Origin of the sequence: Streptomyces sp. NBC_01241 (assembly GCF_041435435.1) — a bacterium.
In the GTDB taxonomy this organism is placed as follows: Bacteria; Actinomycetota; Actinomycetes; order Streptomycetales; family Streptomycetaceae; genus Streptomyces.
On sequence record NZ_CP108494.1, the window covers coordinates 2,633,825 to 2,654,981 of the forward strand.

General features: G+C 69.9%; 19 protein-coding genes. 5 read left to right on the forward strand and 14 right to left on the reverse strand.

All coding sequences use genetic code 11. The annotated features are described in order from the left end of the window. Window positions 1–11: 11 nt before the first annotated feature. From OG306_RS11510 to dusB, 4 genes are all read right to left on the reverse strand, one after another. Window positions 12–425, reverse strand: a complete 414-nt coding sequence (locus OG306_RS11510) for a VOC family protein (protein WP_266746096.1) — start codon at window positions 423–425, stop codon at window positions 12–14. Window positions 426–528: 103 nt separating this feature from the next. Then, the gene (locus tag OG306_RS11515) at window positions 529–1,503 is read right to left on the reverse strand and encodes an ArsR/SmtB family transcription factor (RefSeq protein ID WP_266746097.1); all 975 of its coding nucleotides are present in this window, start codon (window positions 1,501–1,503) and stop codon (window positions 529–531) included. Between the two features lie 524 nt (window positions 1,504–2,027). Next, a complete protein-coding gene (ppdK, locus tag OG306_RS11520; protein WP_266746098.1) occupies window positions 2,028–4,775 on the reverse strand; it encodes a pyruvate, phosphate dikinase in 2,748 nt (915 codons plus the stop codon). A gap of 686 nt (window positions 4,776–5,461) precedes the next feature. Further along, a complete protein-coding gene (gene dusB, locus OG306_RS11525; protein ID WP_266746099.1) occupies window positions 5,462–6,610 on the reverse strand; it encodes a tRNA dihydrouridine synthase DusB in 1,149 nt (382 codons plus the stop codon). 70 nt (window positions 6,611–6,680) lie between these two features. Here dusB and OG306_RS11530 point away from each other — a divergent pair, with 70 nt between their 5' ends. Next, window positions 6,681–8,165: an MFS transporter gene (locus OG306_RS11530; protein WP_266746100.1), complete on the forward strand. Its 1,485-nt coding sequence runs from the start codon at window positions 6,681–6,683 to the stop codon at window positions 8,163–8,165. Window positions 8,166–8,290: 125 nt separating this feature from the next. Here OG306_RS11530 and OG306_RS11535 read toward each other — a convergent pair whose 3' ends face one another. The 3 genes from OG306_RS11535 to OG306_RS11545 all read right to left on the reverse strand — a co-directional run bounded on the left by OG306_RS11535 (window position 8,291) and on the right by OG306_RS11545 (window position 10,447). Continuing rightward, on the reverse strand, window positions 8,291–8,557 hold the full coding sequence (locus OG306_RS11535; protein ID WP_266746101.1) for a DUF6243 family protein: 267 nt from the start codon (window positions 8,555–8,557) through the stop codon (window positions 8,291–8,293). 187 nt (window positions 8,558–8,744) lie between these two features. Next, window positions 8,745–8,948 carry a hypothetical protein gene (locus OG306_RS11540; protein WP_266746102.1) on the reverse strand — a complete coding sequence of 68 codons (204 nt, stop codon included), beginning with the start codon at window positions 8,946–8,948 and terminating at the stop codon, window positions 8,745–8,747. A 116-nt stretch (window positions 8,949–9,064) separates the two neighbouring features. Then, window positions 9,065–10,447, reverse strand: a complete 1,383-nt coding sequence (locus tag OG306_RS11545; RefSeq protein WP_266746103.1) for a glycine--tRNA ligase — start codon at window positions 10,445–10,447, stop codon at window positions 9,065–9,067. 208 nt (window positions 10,448–10,655) lie between these two features. Here OG306_RS11545 and OG306_RS11550 point away from each other — a divergent pair, with 208 nt between their 5' ends. The 4 genes from OG306_RS11550 (at window position 10,656) to OG306_RS11565 (ending at window position 13,826) form a co-directional block, all read left to right on the forward strand. Continuing rightward, the gene (locus OG306_RS11550; protein WP_266906782.1) at window positions 10,656–11,609 is read left to right on the forward strand and encodes a metal ABC transporter substrate-binding protein; all 954 of its coding nucleotides are present in this window, start codon (window positions 10,656–10,658) and stop codon (window positions 11,607–11,609) included. 38 nt (window positions 11,610–11,647) lie between these two features. Continuing rightward, window positions 11,648–12,430: a metal ABC transporter ATP-binding protein gene (locus tag OG306_RS11555; protein ID WP_266746105.1), complete on the forward strand. Its 783-nt coding sequence runs from the start codon at window positions 11,648–11,650 to the stop codon at window positions 12,428–12,430. Window positions 12,431–12,432: 2 nt separating this feature from the next. Beyond that, window positions 12,433–13,326 carry a metal ABC transporter permease gene (locus OG306_RS11560; protein WP_266906780.1) on the forward strand — a complete coding sequence of 298 codons (894 nt, stop codon included), beginning with the start codon at window positions 12,433–12,435 and terminating at the stop codon, window positions 13,324–13,326. A 65-nt stretch (window positions 13,327–13,391) separates the two neighbouring features. After that, window positions 13,392–13,826, forward strand: a complete 435-nt coding sequence (locus tag OG306_RS11565; protein ID WP_266746107.1) for a Fur family transcriptional regulator — start codon at window positions 13,392–13,394, stop codon at window positions 13,824–13,826. A 72-nt stretch (window positions 13,827–13,898) separates the two neighbouring features. On the opposite strand, the gene OG306_RS11570 is transcribed toward OG306_RS11565, so the two are convergent. From OG306_RS11570 to OG306_RS11600, 7 genes are all read right to left on the reverse strand, one after another. Then, window positions 13,899–14,453 (reverse strand): YcxB family protein, encoded by a 555-nt coding sequence (locus OG306_RS11570; RefSeq protein ID WP_266746108.1) that lies wholly within the window; start codon window positions 14,451–14,453, stop codon window positions 13,899–13,901. A gap of 44 nt (window positions 14,454–14,497) precedes the next feature. Beyond that, window positions 14,498–15,322 (reverse strand): isoprenyl transferase, encoded by an 825-nt coding sequence (locus OG306_RS11575; RefSeq protein WP_266906779.1) that lies wholly within the window; start codon window positions 15,320–15,322, stop codon window positions 14,498–14,500. A gap of 35 nt (window positions 15,323–15,357) precedes the next feature. Then, window positions 15,358–16,104 carry a DNA repair protein RecO gene (gene recO, locus OG306_RS11580; protein ID WP_266906777.1) on the reverse strand — a complete coding sequence of 249 codons (747 nt, stop codon included), beginning with the start codon at window positions 16,102–16,104 and terminating at the stop codon, window positions 15,358–15,360. A gap of 58 nt (window positions 16,105–16,162) precedes the next feature. After that, the gene (locus tag OG306_RS11585; RefSeq protein ID WP_266906775.1) at window positions 16,163–16,846 is read right to left on the reverse strand and encodes a response regulator; all 684 of its coding nucleotides are present in this window, start codon (window positions 16,844–16,846) and stop codon (window positions 16,163–16,165) included. Then, on the reverse strand, window positions 16,843–18,024 hold the full coding sequence (locus tag OG306_RS11590) for a sensor histidine kinase (protein ID WP_266907722.1): 1,182 nt from the start codon (window positions 18,022–18,024) through the stop codon (window positions 16,843–16,845). The genes OG306_RS11585 and OG306_RS11590 overlap by 4 nt, the downstream gene beginning before the upstream one ends. 89 nt (window positions 18,025–18,113) lie before the next feature. Next, window positions 18,114–20,216: an MMPL family transporter gene (locus OG306_RS11595; RefSeq protein WP_266906773.1), complete on the reverse strand. Its 2,103-nt coding sequence runs from the start codon at window positions 20,214–20,216 to the stop codon at window positions 18,114–18,116. A gap of 181 nt (window positions 20,217–20,397) precedes the next feature. Then, entirely contained in the window at window positions 20,398–21,075 is a 678-nt protein-coding gene (locus OG306_RS11600; protein WP_266752168.1) for a TerB family tellurite resistance protein, read from the reverse strand. Window positions 21,076–21,157: the final 82 nt, after the last annotated feature.

Sequence of the window (21,157 nt, forward strand, 5' to 3'; positions counted from 1 at the left end):
GATCGGCGCGTTCAGGACTGCTGGCCTTCGACGGCGGCCGGGTCCATCCACATGACCTCCCAGATGTGGTGGTCCGGGTCCTGGAAGGAACGGCCGTACATGTGGCCGTAGTCCACCGGCTCGTTGGCGGGCGATCCCCCGGAGGCGAGGGCGGTGTCCACCAGCTCGTCCACCTTCTCGCGGCTCTCGGCGCTGAGCGCGAGGATGACCTCGGTGGACTTCGAGGAGTCGGCGATCTCCTTCTTCGTGAACTCCTTGAAGCGGGGCTCCGTGAGGAGCATGGCGAAGATGGTGTCGCTGATGACGAGACATGCGGTGTTCTCGTCGCTGAACTGCGGGTTGCTGGAGAAGCCGAGCTTGCCGAAGAAGGCCTTGGTGGTCTCAAGGTTCTTGACCGGCAGGTTCACGAAGATCATCTGAGGCATGGCCGTTCCGTTCTCTCTGGTGTTCGAACGTTTTACGACAGATAGACGGCGGGGCTGCGCGGAACTCATCGGTACCGGCGAGGAAATTTTCCGTCCCGCGGGGTCAGGACAGGGCGAGCGGCGCGCCGCCCCGGAGCAGCGATCCGCCCAGCGGGGTCAGCGTGTGCAGGACCGAGCTGCCGTGCCGCAGCGTGTGGATCAGGCCCGCCTCGCGCAGCACACAGGCGTGCTGGCTGGCCGAGGCGAGGGAGACTCCTGCCCGGCGGGCGAGTTCGCTGGTCGTGCAGCCGCTGCCGATGGCCCGCAGGACCGTCGAGCGGGTGTGGCCGAGGAGCCGGCCGAGCCAGGGGCCCGGTTCGGCGAAGACCGGGGCGCGGGAGTGGGTGACCGGGTAGACGAGGACCGGCGGGAGTCGCGGGTCGCGCTGGACGACCGGGGTGACGCGGCAGAAGAAGGACGGCTGGAGCAGTAATCCCCGGCCGTTGAGATGGAGTTCGCGGTCCACGGGGTAGTCCGCCTCCAACACGGGGGCCCGCCAGCGGATCATGGGCGGGAGGGAGGCGAGCAGTTCTTCCGCGCCGCCGTCCAGGAGGGCGCGGCCGCGAAGCGCACGGTCGGCCTCGACGCTGGCCTGGATGTGCGGCCAGTACGGTTCGATCGCGGCGCGGTGGTAGCTGCGCAGTGCGCCGACGAGCCGGTCGAGCGATTCGACGCGCCCGTCCTGGGTGCGGGCGCTCTCGCGGCGTCCGGCGGCCAGCAGGGCGAGTTCGGTGCGGATCCGCCCGGGCGGGGTGTCGCGCAGCGCCTGTATTCCGGCGTCGATGCCGTAGGGCTCGCCGCTTTCCTGAGATGGCGTCAGAAAGTCCGGGAAATAGCCGCGCGGTGGAATCACTGCGGACAACAGACGTACTTCACTATTCAACCGGGGCCGGGTTTCCGTACGCCATTTCCCGAACACCGCGGGACCGCGCCGGTCCCGCAGCCGATGGAAACTCAGAATGGTTTCCCACAGCGCATCGGGCCGGGTGGCCATCCGCACCTTGGAAAGGTCCACACCGGACAGGTGGATACGCAGCACCGAACCCCCATTTGTTGCACCTGCAATTACCCCCGCTCAAGGGTAGGTGATCCGTAACAGCACGTCACCACGGGGTTTCGGCCAGAGGTGAAACGTCTCGCCTCCACACCCCGGCACCCGAAAGGCTGTACGTCGTCGGGTGCGAATCCGGCGCCACCGGAAGAACGGGTGAAGGCCGTGGGGGGTTTTGCTCGTTCGGCGACGGTGCGCGACGGTGCGGCTCCGTGCCCGACGGGGGTAAGCCGGGTGCGGCCCATGGATGGGGATCCAGGGGCCGCACCCCGGTCCGTTCCGGGTTCGGCGCTCCGGCCCGCCCCGGTCCGGGTCTTTGCGCAGGGAACGAACTTTGCGCAGGGAACGAGAAAAGGCACAACGTCGAACAACGTGTTTCCCCAGAACGAAACGGAGGCGGCGGCACCCCGCGCGGGGTGCCGCCGCCTCCGGGAGTTCCGGAGCCGCCGCCGGCTCGGTGAGGGTACGAGTGGGCCGACGGCGGATCCGGGGTCAGGGGGCCGGGTGCCGGGTCAGCGGCTGTCGCTGCCGGACGAGTCCGCCGCCGCCCGGCCCGCCTCCAGGCGGGCGACGGGGATACGGAACGGGGAGCAGGACACGTAATCCAGGCCCACCTCGTGGAAGAAGTGCACCGACTCCGGGTCGCCGCCGTGCTCGCCGCAGACGCCGAGCTTCAGGTCCGGGCGGGTGGCCCGGCCGGCCGCGACGGCGCTGCGGACCAGCGAGCCGACGCCGTCCTTGTCGATCGTCTCGAACGGCGACACCCCGAAGATGCCCTTCTCCAGGTACGCGGTGAAGAACGAGGCCTCCACGTCGTCTCGGGAGAAGCCCCACACCGTCTGCGTCAGGTCGTTCGTGCCGAAGGAGAAGAACTGTGCGGCCTCGGCGATCTGACCGGCGGTCAGCGCGGCGCGCGGCAGCTCGATCATCGTGCCGATGCTCAGCTTCAGCCGGGTACCGGTGGCGGCCTCGACCTCGGCGATGACCTGGTCGGCCTCCTCGCGGACGATCTCCAGCTCCTGGACCGTGCCGACGAGCGGAATCATGATCTCGACGCGCGGATCGCCCTTGGCGTTCTTGCGCTCGGCCGCGGCCTCGGCGATCGCCCGTACCTGCATGGCGAACAGGCCGGGGATGACGAGGCCGAGACGGACCCCGCGCAGACCCAGCATCGGGTTCTGCTCGTGCAGCTTGTGCACGGCCTGGAGCAGGCGCAGGTCGTTCTCGTTGGCGTCCTTGCGGGACTCGGCGAGCGCGACCCGTACCGAGAGCTCGGTGATGTCGGGCAGGAACTCGTGCAGCGGCGGGTCGAGCAGCCGTACGGTGACGGGCAGTCCGTCCATCGCCTCGAACAGCTCGATGAAGTCGGCCTTCTGGAGCGGAAGCAGCTCCTCCAGCGCGGTCTCGCGCTCGGCGTCGGTGTCCGCGAGGATCAGCTTCTCGACCATCTCGCGGCGCTCGCCGAGGAACATGTGCTCGGTGCGGCACAGGCCGATGCCCTGGGCACCGAAGCGGCGCGCCCGCAGCGCGTCCTCGGCGTTGTCGGCGTTGGCCCGCACCCGCAGCCGGCGCACCCGGTCCGCGTACGCCATGATCCGGTGCACGGCGGCGACCAGCTCGTCGGCGTCGTCGGCGCCCGCGTGCATCCGGCCCTCGAAGTACTCGACGACCGGGGACGGCACGACGGGGACCTCGCCGAGGTACACCTTGCCGGTGGAGCCGTCGATGGAGACGACGTCACCCTCCTCGATGACCCGGCCGCCCACCGTCATCCGGCGGCGCTTGGTGTCGACTTCGAGCTCCTCGGCGCCGCAGACACAGGTCTTGCCCATGCCGCGGGCGACGACGGCGGCGTGCGAGGTCTTGCCGCCGCGCGAGGTCAGGATGCCCTCGGCCGCGATCATGCCGTCGAGGTCGTCGGGGTTGGTCTCGCGGCGGATGAGGATGACCTTCTCGCCGGACCGGGACCACTTCACCGCGGTGTACGAGTCGAAGACGGCCTTGCCGACCGCGGCGCCCGGTGAGGCTGCGATGCCGCGGCCGAGCAGTTCCGTTTTCGCTTCGTCGTCGAAGCGCGGGAACATCAGCTGTGCGAGCTGCGCCCCGTTGACCCGCTGGAGCGCCTCGGCCTCGTCGATCAGGCCCTGGTCGACGAGCTGGGTGGCGATCCGGAAGGCGGCACCGGCGGTGCGCTTGCCGACCCGGGTCTGGAGCATCCACAGCTGGCCGCGCTCGATGGTGAACTCGATGTCGCACAGGTCCTTGTAGTGCGTTTCGAGGGTTTCCATGATCTGCATCAGCTGGTCGTACGACTTCTTGTCGATCGACTCCAGCTCGGCGAGCGCCACGGTGTTGCGGATACCGGCGACGACGTCCTCACCCTGCGCGTTCTGCAGGTAGTCGCCGTAGACGCCCTGGTGCCCGCTGGCCGGGTCACGGGTGAAGGCGACGCCCGTACCGGAGTCGGGGCCGAGGTTGCCGAACACCATCGAGCAGACGTTGACGGCCGTGCCGAGGTCGCCGGGGATGCGCTCCTGGCGGCGGTAGAGCTTGGCCCGGTCGGTGTTCCACGAGTCGAAGACGGCCTTTATGGCCAGGTCCATCTGCTCGCGCGGGTCCTGCGGGAAGTCACGTCCGGCGTCCCGCGAGACGATCTTCTTGAACTGCTTGACCAGCTTCTTCAGGTCGGCCGCGTCGAGATCCACATCGACGGTGACGCCCTTGGCCTCCTTCGCCGCCTCCAGCGCCTCCTCGAAGAGGTCGCCGTCGACACCGAGGACGGTCTTGCCGAACATCTGGATGAGGCGGCGGTAGGAGTCCCACGCGAACCGCTCGTCGCCGGCCTGGACGGCGAGACCGGCCACCGACTCGTCGGACAGACCGATGTTGAGGACCGTGTCCATCATGCCGGGCATCGAGAACTTCGCCCCGGAGCGGACCGAGACCAGCAGCGGGTCGTCCGCCTGGCCGAGCTTCTTGCCCATCCGCGCCTCAAGGGCGTCGAGATGCGCGCTGACCTCGTCCCGGAGCTCCGCCGGCTCCTCGCCACTGCCGAGGTAGACCTTGCACGCCTCGGTGGTGATGGTGAAGCCCGGAGGAACGGGAAGCCCGAGATTGGTCATCTCGGCGAGGTTGGCACCCTTCCCACCGAGGAGGTCCTTCAGATCCTTGTTGCCCTCGGTGAAGTCATAAACGAACTTCTGGCCCTGGGCCTCCCGGGATTCCGGGGTGGATACGTGGGGATCTTTGTTTTCCGACACGGGTCTCGACTCCCTCGAGGACGCGGTGGCTGCCCTGACGGCGAGGAACATACCCAGATCGAAGGTGTCTGGGTACGTCCACTTGCGCGTCATGAGGCCTCAACCACCCGTCCGCCAGCAGATCGAAAGTGACATGGTCCATCCCTCGATCGAAGGAATGCCTTCACTTCTTGAATGAATAAGCACTCAGTGCCACCGGAATCCCGTTGATCGATCACACAGAGCACTGAGAACGTCGATCGATCAAAGTGGAGCCTACTGGCACCCAGTGCCACCATTTGAGAAGTGCAGCTCTCGAATTTGCGCTCATCTGAGCGTCTCGATTCTCAGGGTGGCGAGAATCACTCTACGAGTGGCGCTCAGATGTCACCATCCGGACGCGTGTACGGCGCCTGCCGGTCACGCGTTGATCATCGAGATGCAGCCGAGCGTGAACAGATGTGGCTGCGTGAGGTCCGATGGGGACCTATCGAGACTCACCCGTGGCCGGATGTCGCCGAACCCGGCCAAATATGTCGCTCAGATGAGCGGTACATATGAGGCGGCACGCGGTGCCTGTGCTGCGGTGAGCCTCCGACGGGGTCCGGAGGGCCGAAAGGGCCCTGGAAGGGCCGGAAGGGCACGAAAAGGGGCTCCCAGGAGCCTGTGCGGCTCTTGGGAGCCCCGGAAGAACCCGGGGGCAGCCGTCAGCCGCCCGAGGTGTCCAGCTCCGCGTCCGCGCTGACGCCCGCGCAGTCGTACGGGTCCTTCAGCCAGCCGTCCGGCAGGACCACCCGGTTGTTGCCCGAGGTGCGTCCGCGCGGCCCGTCCGCCCCGTCCGGCCACGGCTGGTCAAGGTCCAGCTCCCGCAACTGCCCGCCCAGCTCCTCCAGCGACGAGGTGATCGCCAGCTTCTTACGCATCTCCGAGCCGACCGAGAAGCCCTTGAGGTACCAGGCGACGTGCTTGCGGAAGTCGATCACGCCACGGGTCTCGTCGCCGATCCACTCCCCCAGCAGCGTCGCGTGCCGGAGCATCACGTCGGCAACCTTCCTGAGCCCCGGCGCCTGCCGCGTCTCCGTACCCTCGAAGGCGCTCACCAGGTCACCGAACAGCCAGGGGCGGCCCAGGCAGCCGCGCCCCACGACCACGCCGTCGCAGCCGGTCTCGCGCATCATCCTGCGGGCGTCGTCCGCGCACCAGATGTCGCCGTTGCCGAGGACGGGAATCTCCGGGACGTGCTCCTTGAGCCGGGCGATGGCGTCCCAGTCGGCGGTGCCGCCGTAGTGCTGGGCGGCCGTCCTGCCGTGCAGGGCGACGGCCGTGACGCCCTCCTCCACCGCGATCCGGCCCGCGTCGAGATAGGTGATGTGGTCGTCGTCGATGCCCTTGCGCATCTTGATCGTGACCGGCAGGTCACCCGCGTTGGAAACCGCCTGGTTGAGGATCGCGCGCAGCAGCGGCCGCTTGTACGGGAGCGCCGAACCGCCGCCCTTGCGGGTCACCTTGGGGACCGGGCAGCCGAAGTTCAGGTCGATGTGGTCGGCGAGGTTCTCGTCGACGATCATGCGGACGGCCTTGCCGACGGTGACCGGGTCCACTCCGTACAGCTGGATCGAGCGCGGGGTCTCGCTCGCGTCGAAGTGGATGAGCTGCATGGTCTTCTCGTTGCGCTCGACCAGCGCCCGGGTGGTGATCATCTCGCTGACGAACAGCCCCTTGCCGCCGGAGAACTCCCGGCACAGGGTGCGGAACGGGGCGTTGGTGATGCCGGCCATGGGGGCGAGCACCACCGGCGGCTGCACCGTGTGCGGGCCTATCCGGAGCTGCGGGAGCGAGGGGGCGAGCGTGGTCATTGCTCCATTGTCGCGTACGGCGCGGAGCGGCCTGCCAGCAGAGTTCGTTAGTTAACCGTACTATCCATGTATGCCCGAGCTGAGCCCCCGCCGACGGCAGCTGGTACTGGCGATCTGCTGTATGAGCCTGCTGATCGTCAGCCTCGACAACACCGTCCTCAATGTCGCCCTGCCGTCCATGCAGAAGGAACTGCACGCCACCGTGGCGGGCATGCAGTGGACGATCGACGCCTACACCCTCGTCCTCGCGTCGCTGCTGATGCTCGCGGGCTCCACCGCCGACCGGATCGGGCGCCGGAAGATCTTCAAGATCGGACTCGTCCTCTTCACCCTCGGCTCGGTCCTCTGCTCCCTGGCACCGAACCTTGAGTCGCTGGTGGCGTTCCGGATGGTGCAGGCGGTAGGCGGCTCGATGCTGAATCCCGTCGCGATGTCGATCATCACCAACACCTTCACCGAGCCGCGCGAGCGGGCCCGCGCCATCGGGGTGTGGGGCGGTGTCGTCGGCATCTCCATGGCGGCGGGCCCGGTGATCGGCGGTCTGCTGGTGGACTCGGTCGGCTGGCGGTCGATCTTCTGGATCAATCTGCCGGTCGGTCTCCTCGCGCTGCTGCTCACCTGGCGGTACGTCCCCGAGTCGCGCGCCCCGGAGCCGCGCCGCCCCGACCCCGTGGGGCAGCTGCTGGTGATCGCGCTGCTCGGTTCGCTGACGTACGCGATCATCGAGGCGCCCTCGGAGGGCTGGGACTCGCCGCGGATCCTGCTGTTCGCCGCGCTCGCCGGGTGCTCCCTGATCGGGCTGCTGCTGTACGAGCCGCGGCGTGCCGAGCCCCTGATCGATCTGCGCTTCTTCCGCAGCGCCCCGTTCAGCGGGGCCACCGTCATAGCGGTCTGCGCCTTCGCCGCGCTGAGCGGATTCCTCTTCCTCAACACCCTCTATCTGCAGAACGTGCGCGGACTGAGCGCCCTGCACGCCGGGCTCTACATGCTGCCGATGGCGGCCCTGACCTTTGTCTGCGCACCGCTGTCGGGGCGGCTCGTCGGCAGCCGGGGGCCGCGGCTCCCGCTGCTCGTGGCGGGGGTGGCCATGACGGCGTGCGGGCTGATGTTCGCCGCGCTCGACGCGGAGACGAACGACGTCCTGCTGTTCACCGGCTACGTGCTGTTCGGCCTCGGCTTCGGCATGGTGAACGCGCCGATCACCAACACGGCCGTCTCCGGGATGCCGCGCTCGCAGGCCGGTGTGGCGGCGGCGGTCGCCTCGACCAGCCGGCAGGTCGGCGGGACGCTCGGGGTCGCCGTGATCGGTGCGGTGCTGGCGGCGGGCGTGGCCGGTACGGGGTCCCCGCGTGGCGCCGCGTACGCGGCGGCCTTCGTGGACGCAAGCAAGCCCGCCTGGTGGATCCTCAGCGGGTGCGGGCTGTCCGTCCTGCTCGTGGGTGCGCTGACCAGCGGGCGCTGGGCGCGGAAGACGGCGCACCGGACCGCGGAGCGCCTGGAGGCGCCGACGGGCGCCGCTGCCGGGGATCAGGCGTCGGCGAGCTCCAGGGTGTGAAGACGGAGCGGCCGCCGCCGGGGCGCGGACAAGCGGGCGCGGACAAGCAGACAAGCGGACAAGGGCGTGGGCCCGGATCGCTTCAGGTGATCCGGGCCCACGGTCGTACGGGTGATCAGGAGGCGTCAGCTCCGCGCCGATTCGTCCTGCTCGGACGCGCTCGGCTGCGCGGTGCCGTCCGACGACGGCTCGGCCCGGGCAGAGCCGTCGTCGGAGTCGGAGGCTGATCCCGACTGCGCGCGCTCGCGCATCTTGCGCAGCAGTTCCTGCTTCTGGTCGGCGGCCGCCTTGCGGTCGGTGGTGCGGGCAGCGCCCACACCCTGCTGCTCGGCGCGGGACAGCTTCTTGCGCTGTCCGCCCACACCGAGGAGGTTGTTACGGCTCTTGGCCACGGCGTTCTCCCATTCGTGGTGAGAATTGAGGTCTGAGGCGACCTGGATCGGTCCGATGGGCGGCGGGTGGTCGGGCCCGCCGCACTCTCACTCGTAGATCTGGAAGAACGAAGACATGCCCGAACCGTACCCCGGCCGGAACGGGCTCAGCACCCGGTTTTCCACCGGGTCGGCGCCCGCAGCCCGCTCAGGCGGTCCGGTCGACCGTTGCCTGGTGCGCCTCGGCGAGATGTTCCTCGGCCTTGAGCCAGGGCAGGAACTGCACACCCTTGCGCCAGCCGCAGGTGTCGCAGTCCAACTGCCGCTGCATCCCCGGCTTCGTCACGTGGACGATGTGTTCACGGCCGTGCTGATCCCGTCTGCTGACCTTGCTCGTGGTCGTGGACGGCATACGGGCCTCCTGGTGACGCGTGGACGCAACTGTTCGGCGTGGACAGTCTGCAACGAAGCCCCCGGTTCCGTACGGGGTACGGGGAACCGGGGGCTTCGCCGGGAAACCGCGGTGCGTCAGCAGCCCAGCAGCCGGGCGCCGAGGTAGGCCTGGATCTGGTCCAGGGAGACGCGCTCCTGCTTCATGGTGTCGCGCTCGCGCACGGTCACCGCGTTGTCGTCGAGGGTGTCGAAGTCGACGGTGACGCAGAACGGCGTACCGATCTCGTCCTGACGGCGGTAACGGCGGCCGATGGCGCCCGCGTCGTCGAACTCGATGTTCCAGTTCTTCCGCAGGTCGGTGGCGAGGCCCTTGGCCTTCGGCGACAGCTGCGGGTTGCGGGACAGCGGCAGGACAGCGACCTTGACCGGCGCGAGGCGCGGGTCGAGACGCATCACGGTGCGCTTCTCCATGACGCCCTTGGCGTTGGGCGCCTCGTCCTCGATGTAGGCGTCGAGGAGGAAGGCGAGCATCGCGCGGCCGACACCGGCCGCCGGCTCGATGACGTACGGAGTCCAGCGCTCGCCGGCCTCCTGGTCGAAGAAGGACAGGTCCGTGCCCGAGGCCTTGGAGTGCGCCTTGAGGTCGTAGTCCGTGCGGTTGGCGACGCCCTCCAGCTCGCCCCACTCGCTGCCGCCGAAGCGGAAGCGGTACTCGATGTCGGCGGTGCGCTTGGAGTAGTGCGAGAGCTTCTCCGCCGGGTGGTCGTACCAGCGCATGTTCTCCTCGCGCATGCCGAGGTCCGTGTACCAGTTCCAGCGCTGGTCCATCCAGTACTGCTGCCACTCCTCGTCCTCGCCCGGCTTGACGAAGAACTCCATCTCCATCTGCTCGAACTCGCGGGTCCGGAAGATGAAGTTGCCCGGAGTGATCTCGTTCCGGAAGGACTTGCCCATCTGGGCGATACCGAACGGCGGCTTCTTGCGCGAAGTCTGCTGCACCTGGCCGAAGTTGGTGAAGATGCCCTGCGCGGTCTCGGGACGCAGGTAGGCGACGGAGCCGGAGTCCTGGGTCGGGCCGAGGTGCGTGGAGAGCAGACCCGAGAACTGCTTGGGCTCGGTGAAGGTGCCCTTGTTGCCGCAGTTGGGGCAGTTGAGCTCGGCCAGGCCGTTCGCGGGAGCGTGGCCGTGCTTCTCCTCGTACGCCTCCTCCAGGTGGTCGGCGCGGAAGCGCTTGTGGCAGGAGGTGCACTCGGTCAGCGGGTCGGTGAACGTGGCGACGTGGCCGGAGGCGGACCACACCTCGGGGGCCAGGATGACCGACGAGTCGAGACCGACCACGTCCTCGCGCGAGGTGACCATGTAGCGCCACCACTGGCGCTTGAGGTTCTCCTTCATCTCCACGCCCAGCGGCCCGTAGTCCCAGGCGGCGCGCTGACCACCGTAGATCTCACTGCAGGGATAGACGAAGCCACGGCGCTTGCTCAGGCTGACGATGGAGTCGATCTTGTCGGCGGCCACGGTGCTCTCTTCATTACGACGGCGAAATTGGACAAGGGTGGCGCGAAGCGCCTCGGTGGGGGGTGACGGTCGGGAGACGGGCGGGCGAATACCCAAGATTACCGGCGGGCACGCCCCTGGGATCAAATCGGTATCGGCACGGACTGCCGAGGAGTCATCTCATCAGTCTTGTTGACAATCGTTTCCAGTTTTGTTGAAAATGACTGTCATGAACGTAAGCCGCCTCATACCCACTGCCGCCGTCGCCGGAGCAGCCGTCCTCGGTCTCACCGCGCTCACCGCCTGCTCCTCCTCGGACGCCGCCGACCACAGATACGGTGGGAAGCTGAACGTGGTGGCCTCGTTCTATCCGATGCAGTTCCTGGCCGAGCAGATCGGCGGGAAGCACGTCTCGGTCACCACGCTGACCAAACCGGGCCAGGAGCCGCACGACCTGGAGCTCAGCCCGCGGCAGATCGGCGGGCTCACCGACGCCGGCTACATCCTCTACGTCAAGGGCATCCAGCCCGCCGTGGACGACGCGATCAAGCAGTCCGGGTCGAAGAACGTCATCGACGCCTCGACCCTCACCACGCTGGAGGACCACGGCACCGAGACCGGCGCCGACGAGCACGGCCACGAGCACCACGGCGACGAGGCCGGGGCCGACCCGCACATCTGGCTGGACCCGGTGAAGTACGCCGAGGTCGCCAAGGGTGTCGGGAAGTCGCTGGAGAAGACCGACCCCGACCACGCCGCGGACTACCGAAAGAACACGGAAGCGCTGGTCACCAAGCTCGACAGCCTGAACACGGCGTACGAGAACGGTCTGAAGAACACCGCGACCAAGACCTTCATCACCACGCACTCCGCCTTCGGCTACCTCGCCGAGCGCTACGGCCTGACCCAGGAGGGCATCGCCGGCGTCGACCCCGAGGCCGAGCCCAGCCCCGCCCGGATCAAGGAGATCCACACCATCGCGGAGAAGAACAAGGTCTCCACCGTATTCTTCGAGACGCTCGCCAGCGACAGGACCGCGAAGACCCTCGCCAAGGACACCGGCCTGAAGACCGACGTCCTGGACCCGCTGGAGGGAATCACGGACAAGTCCAAGGGCGCTGACTACATCGAAGTCATGCAGTCCAACCTCGCCGCCCTGCAGAAGGCGCTCGGCGCGAAGTGATCCACGCAACACCCGTCACAGCAGCATCGGAGTCGCTCATGCCCGAGCCCGGGAACACCACGACCGAACCCGTAATAGCCCTGCGCGGCGCCACGGCCACGCTCGGCGCGCGTCCGGTGCTGCGCGGCATCGACCTGACCGTCCACGGCGGCGAGGTCGTCGCCCTGCTCGGCGCCAACGGCTCGGGCAAGTCGACCGCCGTACGCTCCGTCATCGGTCAGGTCCCGCTCACCGGCGGCTCCGTCGAGCTGTTCGGCACCCCGCTGCGCCGCTTCCGCTCCTGGGCGCGCGTCGGATACGTACCCCAGCGCACCACGGCGGCCGGCGGTGTTCCCGCAACGATCCGTGAGGTCGTGACCTCGGGGCGCCTGTCCCGGACGAAGCTGGGTCTGCTCCGCAAGGCCGACCGGGCTGCCGTCGACCGGGCCATCGAGCTCGTCGGCCTCGCCGACCGGGCCAAGGACTCGGTGGACGCGCTCTCCGGCGGGCAGCACCAGCGGGTGCTGATCGCCCGGGCGCTGGCCGCCGAGCCGGAACTGCTGATCATGGACGAGCCGATGGCCGGCGTCGACCTGGCCAGCCAGGAGATCCTCGCCGCGACGCTCCGCGAGCAAGTCGCGGCCGGTACCACGGTCCTGCTGGTGCTGCATGAGCTCGGCCCGCTGGAACCGCTGATCGACCGCGCGATCGTGCTGCGCGACGGCTGTGTGATGCACGACGGGCCGCCCCCGAAGGCGCTGGGCCAGCACGCCCTGCCCGGACACGACCACGTACACCCCCACGCGGCCTCCGAGCCCGTCCGGACGGGACTGCTGAGCTGATCATGGAATTCCTCGACCCTCCGTTCATGCAGCGGGCCCTGCTCGCCGCCGTACTCGTCGGCGTCATCGCCCCCTCCGTCGGCGTCTACCTCGTCCAGCGCCGCCAGGCCCTGATGGGCGACGGCATCGGCCACATCGCGATGACCGGTGTCGGCCTCGGCTTCCTCCTCTCCACCAGCCCGGTATGGATGGCCACGGCGGTCGCCGTCGTCGGCGCCGTCGCGATGGAGCTGATCCGCTGGTACGGACGCACCCGCGGCGACATCGCGCTGGCCATGCTGTTCTACGGCGGCATGGCGGGCGGCGTCCTGCTGATCAACCTCTCCGACACCGGCTCCAACGCCAACCTCACCTCGTACCTCTTCGGCTCGCTGTCCACGGTCTCCACCGAGGACATCACCGCGATCTGCCTGCTGGCCGCCTTCGTGCTGCTGGTGACGCTGGGGCTGCGGCGGCAGCTGTTCGCGGTCAGCCAGGACGAGGAGTTCGCCCGGGTCACCGGACTGCCGGTGCGCGCGCTGAACCTGCTGGTCGCCGTGACGGCGGCGGTGACCGTCACCGTGGCGATGCGGGTCGTCGGGCTGCTGCTGGTCAGCGCGCTGATGGTGGTGCCGGTCGCGGCCGCGCAGCAGATCTCCCGGTCCTTCAAGGTGACGTTCGTGCTGTCGGCCGTCATCGGTACGGCGGTGACCCTGGCCGGCACCGTGACCTCGTACTACCAGGACGTCCCGCCCGGCGCGACGATCGTGCTGCTGGCCATCGTGGTCTTCGTCGGCCTGACGCTGCTCGCGACCCCGCTGGCCAGAAGGCGCGCCCGGCGCGACGAAGCCGCGTCCGAGGAGTGCACTCTGGAGGTACCGGCCTCCCGTCCGGCCCCGGACGGGCTCAGGGTTTGACCGTGGCGCCCGGGCGGGCTGGCACAATGGCCCGACACAGGTACGGGCGACACGAGGAGGCTGCTGTGGCGACGGCGCCGATCAGTGGAACGAACGCAGCTCCGGTACGCGGCCGCTCGACCCGGCAGCGGGCGGCGGTGGCGGCGGCGCTCGACGAGGTGGACGAGTTCCGCAGCGCCCAGGAGCTGCACGACGTGCTCAAGCACCGCGGTGACTCGGTGGGGCTGACCACCGTCTACCGCACCCTTCAGTCCCTCGCCGACGCGGGCGAGGTCGATGTACTGCGCACCACGGACGGCGAGTCCGTGTACCGGCGGTGCTCGACCGGCGATCACCATCACCATCTGGTGTGCCGGATGTGCGGCAAGGCCGTGGAGGTCGAGGGGCCCGCAGTGGAGCAGTGGGCGGAGACGATCGCCGCGCAGCACGGGTATGTGAACGTGGCACACACGGTGGAGATCTTCGGAACGTGCGCGGAGTGCGCGGCCGTGAAGGAGTGACGGTCCGGGGGCGTCGCCCCCGGGCCCCCGTTCCGCGCCCGCCGGAGAATCCCGGGCGCCGAGCAGGCCCGCTCAGAGCCTGCGCAGGTGGCGGTCGAGTACCGCGCGCAGCCGGTCGAGGTCGCCCGGATCGCGCAGACCGCGCTTGGGCAGCAGGGTGAGGCCGGTCGCCTGCTTGTCGTCGCTGAGCAGCACGAAGAGTTCCGGAGTCTCCCGGTAACAGGGCATGACCGACCAGCGGACGGTCATGGTGCTCTGCTCCGTGTCGATCCGTATGCCCGTCTCGTACACATGGGACCGGAACGTGCCCTGGAGCGCGGCGAATCTGTGCAGTTGCCGGCCCGTGAGCCGAAGCGTCAGGGGCAGTGCCACGACGACGGTCACGCACAACGCGCAGAGGAACAGCCACAGAACGTCCCCGTCGAGGACCGTCAGGGCTCCCGTCAGCACGGCCATGACCGCCAGGAGGGCCATCAGCACGCGTTGTCTGCGCCCGGCCGCACTGGCCCTCGCGCGGGCTTGCAGCGCGCCGGTGAAGTCGGCCCTGGTCGGCTGGTATTCCAGCTCGACCACGGCTTCCTCCCCGGCCACGGCCTCCGCCCCGCCGCCCCGCCCCTGAGTTGTCATGAGCAGGAGTCTAGGGGCGCTCCTTGCGGGTTCTGCCCGAGGGCTCAGACCGCCGGATCGGCGGTACCCGCCTCCACGGCGCCGCCGAAGCGCCGGTCCCGCTGGGCGTATTCCACGCAGGCCCGCCACAGGTCGCGGCGGTCGAAGTCCGGCCACAGCACGTCCTGGAAGACCATCTCGGCGTAGGCGCTCTGCCAGATCAGGTAGTTGGACGTGCGCTGCTCGCCGCTGGGGCGGACGAAGAGGTCGACGTCCGGCATGTCCGGGTAGTAGATGTACTTCGCGAACGTCTTCTCGTTGACCTTCGACGGATCCAGCTTCCCGGCCGCGACGTCCTGCGCGATGCGCTGCGCGGCGTCGGCGATCTCGGCCCGGCCGCCGTAGTTGACGCAGAAGTACAGCGTCATTTTGTCGTTGTCCTTCGTCTGCTCCTGGGCGACCTGGAGCTCCTGGACGACGGACTTCCACAGCTTGGGCATGCGTCCCACCCAGCGGATGCGGATGCCCAGTTCGTCCATCTCGTCGCGGCGGCGGCGGATGACGTCCCGGTTGAAGTCCATCAGGAACTTCACTTCCTCCGGGGACCGCTTCCAGTTCTCGGTGGAGAACGCGTACAGCGAGAGGTTCTTGACGCCCATCTCGATGCAGCCCTTGAGGACGTCCATGACGACGCCCTCGCCGACCTTGTGGCCCTCGGTGCGCGGGAGGCCACGCTCCTTGGCCCAGCGGCCGTTGCCGTCCATCACGACGGCGATGTGCTTGGGCACCAGCTCGCCGGGGAGCTTCGGGGGCGTGGCACCGGAAGGGTGCGGCTCCGGGGTCTTGTAGTCGCGCCGGTTACGGCCGCCGAGCATCCCGCGTACTGCCATGAACTGTCTCGCTCCCTGTGCCTGATCCGCCTGTGTCACTTCTCTACGTACCGCAGTGAGCGCAGTCCGCGCTCCAGATGCCAGTGCAGATATGCGGACACCAGTCCGCTCCCCTCCCTGACATGACGCGCCTCGCACGCGTCCGCCGTCTCCCAGTCACCGGTGAGCAGCGCGCTCAGCAGCGTGACGGCCTCAGCCGAGGGTACGACGCTGCCGGGCACCCGGCAGTCGCCGCATATGACGCCGCCCGCCGCGACGGAGAAGAAACGGTTCGGTCCGGGCATTCCGCACTTCGCGCAGTCCTCGAAGCTGGGTGCGTAGCCGTTGACGGCGAGCGAACGCAGCAGGAACGCGTCGAGGATGAGATGCGGCTCGTGTTCGCCGCGGGCGAGGGTGCGCAGCCCGCCGACGAGCAGCAGGTACTGCTGGACCGCGGGCTCGCCCTCATGGTCGGTGAACCGCTCGGCGGTCTCCAGCATCGCGGTGCCCGCGGTGTAGCGGGCGTAGTCGGTGACGATGCCGCCGCCGTAGGGGGCGATCGTCTCGCTCTGGGTGCAGAGCGGCAGTCCGCGGCCGATGAGTTCGCTGCCCCGGGCGAAGAACTGCACGTCGACGTGGGAGAAGGGTTCCAGCCGTGCCCCGAACTTGGACTTCGTGCGCCGCACCCCGCGCGCGACGGCCCGCACCCGGCCGTGGCCGCGGGTCAGGATCGTGATGATCCGGTCGGCCTCGCCCAGTTTCTGCGTGCGCAGCACCACGCCGTCGTCCCGGAACAAGCTCATGCGTCCATTGTCCGGTACGGGGACGGCTCATCGGGCCCGCCCCCGCGACCGGGGCCGCTCACCTGCCGTCCGCCTCGCCGGCGGCGGGCACGACCAGGCCCGATTCGTACGCGACGATCACCAGCTGGGCCCGGTCGCGGACACCGACCTTGCCCATGATCCGGCTGACATGGGTCTTCGCGGTGAGCGGGCTGAGGCCGAGGGCCCCGGCGATCTCGGCGTTGTTCAGCCCACGCCCGACCAGGCAGAGGACCTGACGCTCCCGGTCGGAGAGCCGGTCCGGACCGCCCGACGCCGGGGCGGGCGGGGTCCGGGGGCTGCTCAGCACCCGGGCGATGAGCCGGGCGGTCGGCCCGGGCGAGAGCAGGGACTCGCCCGCCGCCACGGTCCTGATCGCGGCCAGGAGTTCGGCGGGCCTGGTGTCCTTGACCAGGAAACCGGAGGCGCCCGCGCGCAGTGCCTCCACGACGTGCTCATCGGTGTCGTACGTGGTCAGGACCAGCACCTTCACCCCGGCGAGGCTCTCGTCGGCGGCGATGAGGCGGGTCGCCCCGATGCCGTCGAGGTCGGGCATCCGGATGTCCATGACGACGAGGTCGGGCCGGTGCGCGCGGGTCAGTTCGACGGCCTCGAGGCCGTTGCCCGCCTGACCGACGACCTCCATGTCCGGGTCCGATTCGACGAGCATCGCGAAGGCCGCCCGTACCAGGGTCTGGTCGTCGGCAAGCAGTACGCGGATCAAGGTGTGGGCTCCCCCTCCTGGAACGGCAGCAGCGCGGAGACCTCGAAGCCGCCGCCGGGGCGGGGTCCCGCGTCCAGCGTGCCGCCGGTGCTGCGGGCCCGTTCCCGCATGCCCACCATGCCGAACCCGGGAGTGGAGCCGTCCTTCGGGGGGCCTGTGCCGTCGTCGGTGACCGTGACCCGCAGCGCGCCGTCGCCGTCCGGTGCCACAGCGACGCTGACCTGTACCCCGGCTCCGCCGTGCCGTACCGCGTTGGTCAGCGACTCCTGCACGATGCGGTACACGGCCGCGCCGGTCGCCGGGGCGAGCCGGCCGGCCGGTGGGTGCACCGCGAGGTCGACCTGTGCGCCGGCCGCCTCGGCGGCCCGTACGAGACCGGGCAGCGCCGCCAGGCCGGGCAGCGGGTCTTCGGCGCCGGACCGGCCGTGGCCGCCGTCGTTCCCGCCGTCGCGCAGCACCTCCAGGGTGGTGCGCAGCTCAGCCCTGGCCCCCCGGCAGGTCTCGGCGATGTCCTCCAGTGCCGTGGCGATCGCGTACCGGTCGAGCCGGCCCGGGTCGGCGGTCAGGATGTGCGAGGCCACCGAGGTCTGCACACCGATGAGGGTGATGCTGTGGGCCAGCAGATCGTGCAGATCGCGGGCGATCCGCAGCCGCTCCTCGGCGACCCGCCGCCGGGCCTCCTCCTCGCGGGTGCGCTCCGCGCGTTCGGCGCGCTCCAGCACGGAGGCCATGTACTGGCGGTAGACACGCATGTCGACGCCGCAGAACAGCACGGCGACGACCCAGCCGGAGATGCGCAGCAGTTCCAGGCCCTGATGGGCGTTGATGGTGAGCACCACCGTCACCATGACGGACAGGACACCGATCCCGGTCAGCAGCGTGCGCAGCGGCCGGCCGGTCACCGCCACGGTGTAGAGCGCGATCCAGGTCTGCGGCATCGGTGCCGTGTGCGCGTTGTCGAGCGCGTGGTACGGGACGAGGAGCGGGATCATGGCGAGCAGCGCGAGCAGCGGGCTGCGCCGCCGCCAGGCGATCGGTACGGCGCTCGCGATCAGGAGCGCCCAGCCGAGCGCGTCGGGCGTGCGGGCGGGGTCGGTGAGCAGGGCGAGTACGGCGGAGAGCGCACCGGCGCCCCCGGCTATGAGGGCGTCGGTGCGCGTCTTGTGCGGCGCTTCCATGGGGTCGCGGTTGACGACGGCCAGGATGCGCTCGCGGCGGCGCGTGGTCGGGGACACGCTGTCATCCTCCGGTACGGGCGGGGGGACCGTCAGCCGGTCGTGAGGAGTTCTGCTTCGCGGGGGCCGTCGGGTACGGCGGGCCGTCTGCTGAGCGCGCCCGGCCACCAGATCTTCCGCTGGAGCGCCACGCTCGCCGAGGTGACCAGATAGGTGCGGACGAGGAAGGTGTCGAGGAGTACGCCGACGGCGACGACGAAGCCCATCTGGACCAGGCTCACGATCGGCATGTTCAGCAGGACCCCGAAGGTGGCCGCGAGGACCAGGCCCGCCGAGGCGATCACGCCGCCGGTGGTGCGCAGCGCGGTGAGCGCGGCGGTCGTCGGTGCCGCTCCGGAAAGAGTCTCCTCGCGCACCCGGTGCATCAGGAAGATGCCGTAGTCGACGCCGAGCGCCACCAGGAAGACGAAGCTCAGCAACGGCAGCCCGGGGTCGGTGCCCTTCATGCCGAAGAGCGGTCCGAAGAAGAGCCCGCCGATGCCGAGCGAGGCGCCCCACACGGCGACGACGGCGGCGACGAGCAGCAGCGGCGCGACGAGGCTGCGCAGCAGGGCGATCAGGATCAGCAGGACGGAGATCAGGACGAGCGGGACGACGGCCTTGAGGTCGCGGTCATTGGCCGTCTCCGCGTCCATCTGCTGGGCACTGGGCCCGCCGACATGGCTGCCGTCCAAGGAGTCGCGCAGGGCCTTGATGGTCGCCCGCTCCCCCGGTGATTCGGGCCGGTCGGTGGCGACGACGGACAGTTCGGTCCAGCCGCCGCCACTGCGGCCGCGTGCGACGGCGGCGACGCCCTCGGTGGCACGGGCCTTCGCCAGGGTCGCACCGGCCCGTTCGGTGGGGGTGATCACGGTGATCGGCTGGGTGGAGCGGCCTGGATAGGCGGCGGCAAGGGTCTGCATCGCCGCGATCGACTCCGGCTTGCTGGAGAAGGAGTCCTCCTGCTTGAGATCGCCGGGCAGCTTGAACGCGCCCAGCGCCAGCGCGCCCAGCAGCACGCCTCCGCAGGCGAGCACGGCCACCGGCCTGCGCCCGGCCGTACCGCCCATCGCGGCGAACAGCGAACGTCGCCGGGCGGGCACGCCGCCGTACGCGGGGACGAGCGGCCAGAACACCCGGCGGCCGAGCAGCACCAGCAGCGCCGGCAGCAGCGTCGTCATGGCGAGCAGCGCACAGAGCACCCCGACGGCGGCGATGGGGCCCATGCCCCGGCTGCTGGTGAGGTCGGCCGCAAGCAGGCACAGCAGACCGGTGGCGACGGTGCCCGAGGAGGCGACGACGGCGGGCCCGCAGCCGCGCAGGGCGGCGACCATGGCGTCGTACGGCCGGACGAAGCGGCCGAGTTCCTCCCGGTAGCGGGAGACGAGCAGCAGCGCGTAGTCGGTGCCCGCGCCGAAGACGAGGATGGTCATCACGGCGGAGCCCTGGCCGGTGACGGTGATATCGAAGCCACGGTTGAGCCCGTACATCACGGCCATGGACAGGACGTCGGCGACGCCCGCGACGACGAGCGGCACCAGCCACAGCAGCGGGCTGCGATAGATGAGGATCAGCAGGATCGCCACGACGGCGACGGTCGTGTAGAGCAGCGGTCCGCCGAGGGACGCGTAGACCTTCTTCGCGTCGGTGATCAGCGCCCCCGGCCCGCCGACGTCGACGCTCAGTCCGCCGCCGCCCTCGGCGACCGCGCGGATGTCGTCGACGAAGGCGTTCCTGGCGTCGTCGTCCTGTCCCGGGCCGGTGGAGGAGACCGGGTACATCAGCGTCGTGCCGTCCTCGGACGGGACGGCGCGCGGGGTCCCGGTGAGCGGGTGAGAGCTCGCGATCCGGGCGGTCTGCTCGGCGGCCAGGGCCCGGTCGGCGGCGGTCAGTCCGCCGTCGCGGTGGTAGACGAGCACGAGTTCGGTGGCCTCACCGCCGGGCAGCGCGTCCTGGACCTTCGCCACCTGGGTGGAGTCGGCGCTCGCCGGGAGGTAGTCGACGGCACGGTTGGTCTCTACGCCGCCGAGCTTGCCCGCCAACGGCCCGGCGAGCGCGATCGCGGCGACCCAGAGCGCCAGGATCGCCCAGGGCAGTACGCGCCGCCGGTTGCCCGGCCGCGACCTCGTACCACGTGATTCCACTGCGGCCCTCATGACGGGCCCCCTTCCGCCGGGTGTCTGGTTCCTGTCCAGACTCCCGGCGTGAAGCGGTCGGTACGTCGCGCCCGGGACCGACTTCGCGGCTACTGCCGTGGGGGGCGCGCGGGGTCCGATTACTCCCGCGGCAGTACGCGTTACTCCCGCGGGAGTACGCGCCCGGTGCGGACGGGTCCGTTCAGGACGGGGTACGCGCCGCCGCGGCGAGGAGCCGGGCCGTGTCCTCGGCGCGGAGTTGCAGCGCCCCGCCGACCGTGGTCAGCACCTCGCGCTCCGCCTGCCCGTACGGGCCGTCGGCGAGCGCGATCCTGGCGCCCTGCAGCAGGATCGATTCGCGCCCGGCGGGGGCCAGATGCGGGGCGAGGGGTTCCAGCGCCTCGTGCAGTTCGATGGCGAGGGCCGCTCCGCAGGCCTCGGCCGCCGGGTCGAAGGCGGAGCCGTGGCCGATGTCGGCGGAGAGCACCTCGACGACGGTGGCGAGCTGTTCCTCCGTGCAGTCGTCGAATCCGGCTTCGCGCACGGCGGTGGCCGCGGTCTCCAGGACCGTACGGGAGGCGGTGCCGCCGGCCGCGAGTACGCCGAGCGCGACCGTGTGGACGGCGTCGCGGAGCATCGCGGAGAACCGGGTGGTGGTGGGGTGGTCGAGCACGTCGGTGCCGAAGTGGGCCCGGCAGGCGGCGCATTCGACGACGGGGCCCGCGGTGCCGCGCCGCAGCGTCGGCACGCCGAGCACCGTGAAGCGCCGACGGCCGGTGAGGCGGCGATAGTTGCGGTCGCCGCCGCAGCCGGGGCAGAAGAACTCGCCGTCGTCGACGGTGTCCCAGATGGTGCGGATGCCGCAGATACGCAGCTTCATGGCGCGTTGTCCCAGGGCTGACCACACGTCGCACACCTCCGTAACACTCCGGCAACATTGCCGTGTCGACGTGATGTTAACC

Excerpts from the sequence above, each read along its gene's own strand:
- OG306_RS11510 (WP_266746096.1), bottom strand. The coding sequence starts at position 425 with ATGCCTCAGATGATCTTCGTGAACCTGCCGGTCAAGAACCTTGAGACC.
- dusB (WP_266746099.1), bottom strand. The coding sequence starts at position 6,610 with ATGACCACGCTCGCCCCCTCGCTCCCGCAGCTCCGGATAGGCCCGCAC.
- OG306_RS11530 (WP_266746100.1), top strand. The coding sequence starts at position 6,681 with ATGCCCGAGCTGAGCCCCCGCCGACGGCAGCTGGTACTGGCGATCTGC.
- OG306_RS11540 (WP_266746102.1), bottom strand. The coding sequence starts at position 8,948 with ATGCCGTCCACGACCACGAGCAAGGTCAGCAGACGGGATCAGCACGGC.
- OG306_RS11550 (WP_266906782.1), top strand. The coding sequence starts at position 10,656 with ATGAACGTAAGCCGCCTCATACCCACTGCCGCCGTCGCCGGAGCAGCC.
- OG306_RS11555 (WP_266746105.1), top strand. The coding sequence starts at position 11,648 with ATGCCCGAGCCCGGGAACACCACGACCGAACCCGTAATAGCCCTGCGC.
- OG306_RS11560 (WP_266906780.1), top strand. The coding sequence starts at position 12,433 with ATGGAATTCCTCGACCCTCCGTTCATGCAGCGGGCCCTGCTCGCCGCC.
- OG306_RS11570 (WP_266746108.1), bottom strand. The coding sequence starts at position 14,453 with ATGACAACTCAGGGGCGGGGCGGCGGGGCGGAGGCCGTGGCCGGGGAG.
- OG306_RS11575 (WP_266906779.1), bottom strand. The coding sequence starts at position 15,322 with ATGGCAGTACGCGGGATGCTCGGCGGCCGTAACCGGCGCGACTACAAG.
- recO (WP_266906777.1), bottom strand. The coding sequence starts at position 16,104 with ATGAGCTTGTTCCGGGACGACGGCGTGGTGCTGCGCACGCAGAAACTG.
- OG306_RS11590 (WP_266907722.1), bottom strand. The coding sequence starts at position 18,024 with ATGGAAGCGCCGCACAAGACGCGCACCGACGCCCTCATAGCCGGGGGC.
- OG306_RS11595 (WP_266906773.1), bottom strand. The coding sequence starts at position 20,216 with ATGAGGGCCGCAGTGGAATCACGTGGTACGAGGTCGCGGCCGGGCAAC.
- OG306_RS11600 (WP_266752168.1), bottom strand. The coding sequence starts at position 21,075 with ATGAAGCTGCGTATCTGCGGCATCCGCACCATCTGGGACACCGTCGAC.